Here is a 6892-nt window from a genome sequence, read left to right as displayed (position 1 = left end):
TCGACCTCCTCGAAGCTCCACGACGCCATCTGCGCGTTTTGCGCCATCTCAAGCCCGCTCGTAGCCACGCCGCCCGCATTCGCCGCTTTCGCAGGACCGAAAAGAAGATCTTTTTGTGAGAGCATAAAATCGACCGCCTCGAGCGTGCTGGGCATATTCGCGCCCTCGCAAACCATGCGGCATCCGTTGGCGTAAAGGGTTCGCGCATCGTCCAGATTAAGCTCGTTTTGCGTAGCGCTCGGAAATGCCGCATCGCACGGCACGCTCCACACGCCGTTGCGGCCTGCGGGATAGGCGCTAACGGGGGTAAATTTTGCGCCGGGACGCTCTTTGGCATATTCGCAAAGCCCTACGCGCAGCTGCTCTTTTAGCTTCTTAAGAAGCGCCACGTCTATTCCATCGGCATCATAGATAAAGCCCGTGGAATCGCTTACCGTAACGGGCTTAGCCTGCATTTGATAGAGCTTTTCGGCGGTGTAGATCGCGACGTTGCCGGCGCCCGAGATCGTGCAAATTTTGCCGTGCAGCGAATCGCCCCTGGTAGCTAGCATCTCGTTTGCAAAATAGACCGAGCCGTAGCCCGTAGCCTCGGTGCGCGCGAGGCTGCCGCCCCAGCTTAGCCCCTTGCCCGTAAGCGCGCCGTCGAATCTGCGGGTGAGCTTTTTATACGCGCCGTACATATAACCGATCTCGCGACCGCCCACGCCGATGTCGCCCGCGGGCACGTCGGTATTGGAGCTGATTAGGCGGTGAAGTTCTAACATAAAAGCTTGGCAAAATCTCATAATCTCGCCGTCGCTCTTGCCCTTGGGATCGAAATTTGCGCCGCCTTTTGCGCCGCCGATATTAAGACCCGTGAGAGAATTTTTAAAAATTTGCTCAAAGCCTAAGAATTTCAAAACGCCCAAATTTACGCTCGGATGAAAGCGCAGTCCGCCTTTGTAGGGGCCCAGGGCGGAGTTGAACTCTATGCGATATCCCGTATGCACGCAGGGCTCGCCGTCGTCGCTCATATAGACGACGCGAAACATCATCGTGCGCTCGGGCGCTAAAATGCGCTCTAAAATTTTGTTTTTCACATATCGCTCGTCGCGCTTTAGAAGCGGTATGAGCGAGTATAAAATTTCGGTCGATGCCTGGATAAAGACCTCCTGACCGGGATTGGCGCGCTTTAAATTTAGCAGCAAGCCGTCGATGTAAGACTTCATAGTTCCTCCTTTTGAACCGGATTAAATTTTAATTTTTTGGCTTTGGCGATAAATTTTTTCAGCGCCAGCTCCTCGCGGACGCCGATCTCATAACCGATAAATTTCAGATAATTTAAAATTTCGCGCTCTTTTATGCCGCGCGAAAGGGCGTAGCTTTGCAGGATATATCTTGGAATTTTAATGCGCGAACGCAAAAATTTCGTTGCCAGGCGCGAGTAGGCTTTTTCGTTTTTCACGCAGCACAGCCGCCCGAAAACAAAGGGCAAGCCCGTGCGCTGCTGCCAAATTTCGCCCAGATCGTAGAATTTATCCCTACCCTGCGAAAGCAGAGCCTTTAGAGCATTATCGCCGATTAGCACCTCGCCGCTAAGTTCCAGCACGCGAGCTAACATATTTGAGCTCATCGACGCGGGATCGAGCCTGGGCGCCGAGTTTTTGCGCACGAGCACGCTTAGCACCTCACGCTTTGCGACGATTCCTAGAGGCAGTTTGCGGTATTTTTCGCGGCGGCTTTCAACGCTGGAGATTACCGCAGCATCTATACGCCTATAATAAAGATCGGCGCAGAGTTTGCTCGGCACCCCTTTTTTAAATTCTATAGATTTTTTAACATAAGACGGCAGCGGAAGGGATTTTAAAAATACGTGAAATGGGAGCAAATTTAGATAATCGATTTTGCCTAATAACATAACTTTCTCCGAATTTAGCGCAGGAAAAGAGGTTAAATTCCGGCGCCAAATCGGAATTTAACCAAAAATTTCAGGATTTATTTGACCTCGGTGATCGGGATGGATTTGTATTTGCTAAACTCCACTATGCCCTCACCTTTTTTGAAGTGGATGCTCACTCCGTCCTTGTTCTCCATATAGATGCCGTCGGCGGCACGCTCGCGCTTGAGGTTGTAGCTTTTGCCGCTATCGTCCTTTAACACGGCGGTATTGAAATCGTCGTTTGAGCTAAGCGATAGCTTTTTGCCCTTGTCATCGACAAAATAGAAGGTCTTTGCGTTCTCTTGAGTTATGGTTTTTTCGCTCTGTGCTTGCTTATTCATAGCGCTATCCGGGGATTGGCGGAGCTGGTTTGAGCCGCATCCTAGCAAAACTAGCGCCAAAGCGGCACACGATAGAACTTTAAACATATTTCTCCTTTAAATTTAGGTTACACTCGTTGATGAGTGATTTTCGGATATCCCAAAGCTTTTGAGAGAGATCCACTTTGTAGCTCTGCGGATGGACATTACGAAGGTGCTCGAGCCAAAATTTGCTCTTTTGCTCCTTGCTAAAACGCGCGATCTCGCTTACCGTGCGGCGCACGCCTACGAATTTGCCCTCCTTGAAAACGGGACGTAAGAGCTTATGCGCGCTGAAATTCGTTAAAATTTTACGCTTGTAGGTGTAAAGAGGGTGAAAAATTTCAAGCGGTACGCTCTCATCTATGCTCTCTCCATCAAGCGCAATCAGATCGGCAAGCGCCATGCCGTTATCCTTGTCGAAGAGCCTAAAGACCTGCTTGTAGCCCGGGTTGTTGATCTTGCGAGGATCATTTGAAATTTTGATCTTAGCTATGATCTCACCATCTTTTTCGATACCGCTTAGCTTATACACACCGCCGAGACTCGAACTATCTCCGCCCGTAATAAGCCTCGTGCCGATCCCCCAGCTATCGATTTTGGCATCAAAAAGCTTGAGTTGATCGATCGCGTATTCATCTAGATCATTCGATGCGGTGATCTTTGCGTTCTCAAAGCCCGCCGCATCGAGCATCTTGCGCGCCTGCTTAGTCAGATACTCTAGATCGCCCGAATCTATGCGGATTCCAAGCGGCTCATGACCGCTGGCGCGCAGCTCTTTAAAAACCTTGATCGCATTCGGCACGCCGCTTGCGAGAGTATCGTAGGTATCGACGAGCAAAAGCGTGCTGTTCGGATAAATTTTAGCGTAGGCGCGAAACGCCTCCAGCTCGCTATCAAAGCTCTGAATCCAAGAGTGCGAGTGGGTGCCGATCGCAGGGACGTCAAATTTCTTTGCGGCAAGCACGTTTGACGTGGCGCTGCAGCCACCTATAATCGCAGCCTTTGCGCCGTAGATACCCGCACTTCGCCCCTGAGCGCGGCGCAAGCCAAACTCCATCACCGAATCACCTTTGGCGCTAAAGTTTATGCGCGAGCTTTTCGTGGCGATTAGAGTTTGAAAATTTATAGTATTTAAGATCGCAGTCTCGATGAGCTGCGCCTCCATGATATTTGCCTTGACGCGAATTAGCGGCTCGTGCGGAAATACGATCTGCCCCTCATCCATGGCGTAAATTTCGCCACTAAATTTAAAGCCTCTTAGAAATTCCAAAAATTCGGGCTTAAAGAAATTTAGACTTTTTAGATATGCGATGTCGTCGTCGCTAAATTTTAAGTTTTCGATATAATCCACAACCTCGTTTAAGCCGCAAAATATCGCGTAACCGCCGCCGCTTGGGTTTTTACGATAAAAAACGTCAAAAACCGCTGTCTGATCGGGCTTTATGAAAAAATAGCCCTGCATCATGCTAAGCTGATAAAAATCGGTAAGTAAAGCCAAATCTTTCATTTACGCCTCTTAAATTTAATCTCGCCTCGCGCAGGAGCAAAAAATCATAGCTTTTTAGCTTCTAGGCTCTTTTTATAAGCCGCAGCATCGAACTCTTTGATGCGAGCGACGCCGTCATCCACCGCAGCTTTTGCGACCGCCATCGAGATCACGGCAAATACGCGTGGATCGAAAGGATTTGGGATCACGTAGTCTTTGCCGAATTTTAAATTATCCTTGCCCAGCATCTTGCGGATTTCTGCAGGAACCTCTTCACGAGCAAGATCCGCCATCGCGCGAGCGGCCGCAATCTTCATATTTTCGGTGATCTTTTTGGCTCTTACATCAAGCGCGCCGCGGAAGATATACGGAAAGCCCAAAACGTTATTGATCTGATTTGCAAAGTCGCTTCTGCCCGTGCCTACGATCGCGTCGCTTCTTACTTCCTCGACCTCGCTTGGATAGATTTCGGGTACCGGATTTGCAAGCGCAAAAATGATTGGATGCGGCGCCATAGTCTTTACCATCTCTTTGGTTAAAACGCCCGGCTTACTAAGTCCTAAAAACATATCCGCGCCTTTCATCGCATCCTCTAGCGTGCGATCTGCGGTGTCTAGGGCAAATTCTTTCTTTTGCTCGGTAAGATCGGTGCGACCCTTGTAGATCACCCCTTTGGAATCGAGCATTATGATATATTTAGCGCCTAAATTACGATACATCTTTGCGCACGCTATGCCAGCAGCGCCCGAGCCGCTAACTACGATCTTCATATCCTCGATCTTTTTGCCGCTGATGAGGGCTGCATTGATTAGCCCTGCGCCTGTAATCATCGCGGTGCCGTGTTGATCGTCGTGCATGACGGGAATATCGACGACTTTTTGCAGCTCGCGCTCGATCTCGAAGCACTCGGGAGCTTTGATATCCTCTAAATTTATACCGCCGAACGTAGGCGCAAGCGCTTTGCAAATTTCAATTATCTTTTTAGGATCTTTTTCGTCGATCTCGATATCGAAAGCATCGACGCCGCCGAATTTTTTAAATAAAACCGCCTTGCCCTCCATTACGGGCTTTCCGGCGATAGCGCCGATATCTCCGAGTCCTAAAACTGCCGTGCCGTTGGTGATGACGGCTACGAGATTGGCTTTATTAGTGTATTTAAATGCGGCTTCGTGATCATTCTCGATCACCTTACAAGGTTCCGCGACGCCCGGCGTATATGCAAGCGCCAAATCCTCCGCCGTAGCACATGGTGTTTTTACATTCGTTCCGATTTTACCACCTATGTGGTACTTCAAAGCCGCTTCAACGTTTACTTTAGCCATTTTATAATCCTTTTTTGATTAAATTTGAAATTCTCGTTTTAACTTCGTCGCTTCCTAAAATTTCACAAATTTCAAAAATCGACGGACTAACGCTTCCTCCCGTGATCGCAACGCGCAGAGGCTGAGCCAGGTCTTTCAGCTTGGCGCCGTTTGCGTCCAAAAACTCCATCGTCCTTTCCTCGCACTCCTTTGCATTTAAATTTGCGCTTAGAGTATCCGCAAATTTTGCGAGTAAGCTTAGCGAACTTTCGGTTACAAATTTCTTATACGCCTTCTCGTCGTAGCAGCTCGGGCGATTTAGAAGAATTTTAATGCCCTCAGCCATCTCCACTAGCGTCTTTGCGCGCTGTTTGTACTGCTGCGCGATGAGATGTTTTTTCGCGTGCGAGCGGATATCGACGCCGAATTCCACAAGCTGCGTGGCAAGCTCGTCGTCGCTTGAACTTTTAATATAATGCGCATTGAGCCACTCAAGCTTGGTTTGGTTGAAAGTGCTAGCGCTCTTGCTGATATGGTTAGGATCAAAGTATCGCTTCATCTCCTCCATGCTAAAAATTTCATCATCCCCGTGGCTCCAGCCCAGACGTACTAAGAAATTTAGCAAAGCTTGCGGTAGATAGCCCATGCGCTTGTACTCCATCACGTCGGTAGCGCCGTGACGTTTGCTTAGTTTGCTACCGTCGGCGCCGTTAATCATCGCGACGTGGTAAAATTTCGGGATTTTAAAGCCCAGCGCGTTATACAGCACGATCTGCTTTGGGGTGTTGCTTAGATGATCGTCGCCGCGGATCACGTCCGTGACGCCCATCAGCGCGTCGTCGATCACGACCGTGAAGTTGTACGTAGGCGTGCCGTCGGAACGCGCGATGATGAAATCGTCCAAAATATCGGCGGCATTAAATTTTATCTCGCCCTTGATGCCGTCACTAAATTCTATCGTGCCGCTAAGCGGGGCTTTTATACGCACTACAGGCTCGATCCCAGCAGGCGGCGTGCCGGTAAAGTCGCGATAGCGGTTATCGTAGCGCGGGCGCTCTTTGCGAGCTTCCTGCTGCGCGCGCAGCTCATCCAGCTCGTCCTTACTCATATAGCATTTGTATGCCTTGCCCTCATCTAGCAGCTTTTGGATGTATTGTTTATAAAGATCGAAGCGCGAGCTTTGATACACGATCTGCCCGTCATAGTCCAGATTGCACCACTTAAAGGCTTCCTCGATCGCCCTAGCAGCCTCCTGCGAATTGCGCTTCAGATCGGTATCCTCGATGCGCAGCAGGAATTTACCGCCGTTTGCTCTAGCGTAAAGATAACTAAAAAGCGCCGTTCTAAGTCCGCCGATATGTAAATATCCCGTAGGACTCGGCGCAAAACGAGTTACTATCATAAAATTCCTTTGCAAAAATTACCATTTAATGTTATAATCGCGATCTTGTAATTATAAAGCAAAAAGACTAAATAAAGGTTAAAAATGATAAAGAAATTGCTTTTTTCCGCAATGATCTGTGCTGTTTGTGCAAATGCCGAAGTAGTAAACGGCGTCATCGCCGTGGTAGATAATGAGCCGATCACCGGCTACGAACTAGCCAAAGTTCAAAAACTAACGGGCGCTTCGCCGCAAGCCGCGATGGAAATTTTAATCGGGCAAAAGCTTCAACAATCCGAGATTAAACGCCGCGGCATCGCGGTAAATGACGCGGAGATCGATGCGAGACTCAAAGCGATCGCCGATCAAAATAAGCTTAGCTTAGACCAACTCAAAACCGCTGTGCAAAAGCAAGGCATGAACTACGATGACTTTAAAGCAAAT

Annotated in this window: 7 protein-coding genes; 1 reads left to right on the top strand and 6 read right to left on the bottom strand. The window is 49.0% G+C overall.

Annotated features, from left to right (window positions below):
- The 6 genes from gdhA to gltX all read right to left on the bottom strand — a co-directional run.
- Nucleotides 1–1208, bottom strand: a 1208-nt coding sequence (gene gdhA / locus Q0238_RS00940) for an NADP-specific glutamate dehydrogenase (RefSeq protein ID WP_297941973.1), incomplete at its 3' end; no start/stop codon positions are given.
- Entirely contained in the window at nt 1205–1897 is a 693-nt protein-coding gene (locus Q0238_RS00935; protein WP_297941970.1) for an MqnA/MqnD/SBP family protein, read from the bottom strand. The genes gdhA and Q0238_RS00935, both read right to left, overlap by 4 nt.
- Nucleotides 1898–1974: 77 nt before the next feature.
- The gene (locus Q0238_RS00930; protein ID WP_297941967.1) at nt 1975–2346 is read right to left on the bottom strand and encodes a hypothetical protein; all 372 of its coding nucleotides are present in this window, start codon (nt 2344–2346) and stop codon (nt 1975–1977) included.
- Entirely contained in the window at nt 2339–3787 is a 1449-nt protein-coding gene (locus Q0238_RS00925; protein WP_297941965.1) for a nicotinate phosphoribosyltransferase, read from the bottom strand. The genes Q0238_RS00930 and Q0238_RS00925 overlap by 8 nt, the downstream gene beginning before the upstream one ends.
- Nucleotides 3788–3831: 44 nt before the next feature.
- Entirely contained in the window at nt 3832–5088 is a 1257-nt protein-coding gene (locus Q0238_RS00920; RefSeq protein ID WP_297941963.1) for a malic enzyme-like NAD(P)-binding protein, read from the bottom strand.
- Nucleotide 5089: 1 nt separating this feature from the next.
- Nucleotides 5090–6469 (bottom strand): glutamate--tRNA ligase, encoded by a 1380-nt coding sequence (gene gltX / locus Q0238_RS00915; protein WP_297941961.1) that lies wholly within the window; start codon nt 6467–6469, stop codon nt 5090–5092.
- Nucleotides 6470–6553: 84 nt separating this feature from the next.
- Here gltX and Q0238_RS00910 point away from each other — a divergent pair.
- On the top strand, nt 6554–6892 hold a 339-nt coding region (locus tag Q0238_RS00910; protein WP_297941959.1), incomplete at its 3' end, for a SurA N-terminal domain-containing protein.

Source organism: uncultured Campylobacter sp. (assembly GCF_938045775.1).
Classification (GTDB): Bacteria; Campylobacterota; Campylobacteria; order Campylobacterales; family Campylobacteraceae; genus Campylobacter_B.
Note: the sequence above shows the minus strand (reverse complement) of the source record. Positions and strands in the feature narration are given on the sequence as shown.

Bases quoted from the DNA above. Each gene is read 5' to 3' on its own strand.
- Q0238_RS00920 (WP_297941963.1), bottom strand. From the start codon at position 5,088: ATGGCTAAAGTAAACGTTGAAGCGGCTTTGAAGTACCACATAGGTGGT.
- Q0238_RS00930 (WP_297941967.1), bottom strand. From the start codon at position 2,346: ATGTTTAAAGTTCTATCGTGTGCCGCTTTGGCGCTAGTTTTGCTAGGA.
- Q0238_RS00925 (WP_297941965.1), bottom strand. From the start codon at position 3,787: ATGAAAGATTTGGCTTTACTTACCGATTTTTATCAGCTTAGCATGATG.
- Q0238_RS00935 (WP_297941970.1), bottom strand. From the start codon at position 1,897: ATGTTATTAGGCAAAATCGATTATCTAAATTTGCTCCCATTTCACGTA.
- gltX (WP_297941961.1), bottom strand. From the start codon at position 6,469: ATGATAGTAACTCGTTTTGCGCCGAGTCCTACGGGATATTTACATATC.